Annotated in this window: 1 protein-coding gene; it reads left to right on the top strand. The window is 60.2% G+C overall.

All coding sequences use genetic code 11. From position 1 onward, the window contains the following. A partial coding sequence (locus ABZT03_RS44515) for an RHS repeat-associated core domain-containing protein (protein ID WP_356050049.1) occupies positions 1-1,092 on the top strand: 1,092 nt, incomplete at its 5' end. Between the last annotated feature and the right edge of the window lie 331 nt (positions 1,093-1,423).

The following is a 1,423-nucleotide window of genomic DNA, read 5'->3' as shown; positions in this document are numbered from 1 at the left end:
CTCGGCCTCATCAACTTCAACGGCCGCGTCATGGACCCCGCCCAATCCGACTTCCTCACCCCAGACCCCATCATCTCCAACCCCCTCGACGGACAAGCCTGGAACCCCTACAGCTACGTCCGCAACAGCCCCCTCAACAACACCGACCCCTCCGGCTACGTCTCCTGCGACTTCGTCGCAAAGGGTAACTGCGACGAATTCGGCGGAACACTCGGCGGCGGCGGCTACACCGTCGGCGGCAACCCCTGGGCACCAGCCGTCAAGGGCAGCATCCCCGTAGGCGGCCAACCCACCCCCGACAACCAAACCGCCACCACCTCCGACACCTCCGGCACCACCGCCGACCCCGCACCCAAATGGGACAACACCTGCCCCGAAACCAACACCGGCTGCCACGACACCGACGGCACCCCCACCGCAACAGAAACCACCATCCAAACCAGCGACACCAGCGAAACCGCCGGATGGCAGACCGACGCCACCGCATGCAAAGACGACTACTGCTGGGACCAATACGGAAACATCGTCACCCAACCCGCAGGCGACCTCGTCGCCGACGAAATCGTCATCCACGCCGACCCCAACCTCCTCACCGAATTCGGCGACTGGCTAACCCGCGGCATCGGCCACACCTACGGAGACGAAGACCACATCGCTGCACCCGTCAAAACCATAGCTACCATGTGCTCTGACGAAGGATGCATACCAATATCCAACAAAATTACATGGGCGATTGTTCTAGGAAGCCCGGAAATGGACGGTCCCATAACACAAAGAAGCGGTCAGATGCCTTACGCCGACAGGGTGCCGGATGTGAAGGTGGTAAGCCCAGGTGAATACGTGCCGGAACTTCAGGTGTCGACAGATGCTGCGGCTTCCGGGGCGGCTGAAGGCTTCTTGAATGCAATGTTCGAGATGGATGACGCCATAGATGCAGCGCTTGCGAACGGAGATACAGCGGCCTATAACAAGGCAGTGGAACTGAGAACCGAATATCAGCGACAGTGGTCGTATTGGGACCAGGTAAGCCGGGCGGCCCACAGCCCGTTCGCCCCCGAGCCTCCATCCTCAGGCGGTAATTCAAGTCACTGACACGGCAACTGTAGTTCTTGATCGGCAGGGCATCACTGCTGGTCAAGTGGTTGCCCTCGAATATTCAGCGGCTGAGGTGATCTGATCCGGTATCAGCAGAAGGTGCCCGTGGCCTGCGAGGATGCGAGTGTTGAGGTCGTATCCGTCATGGGAATCAGGGGCACCTTCTGGGTGAACTGAGCCTCGATCCACCGCGTGAATTCTGGTCTTCGATTTCGGGTGGGGGTCCGGTGCAGGGCACGGCCCCGGCGTAGTTGTCCCTTGAGTGGTTCTGCCCCGTTTTGATGTGGCTAGTTGCAGGACGAGCGCGACTTCTGATGATCTTTCAGGT

Origin of the sequence: Streptomyces sp. NPDC005574 (assembly GCF_040605435.1) — a bacterium.
GTDB lineage: Bacteria > Actinomycetota > Actinomycetes > Streptomycetales > Streptomycetaceae > Streptomyces.
The sequence above is the reverse complement of the archived record's forward strand: the minus strand, read 5'-3'. Positions and strand labels throughout refer to the sequence as shown.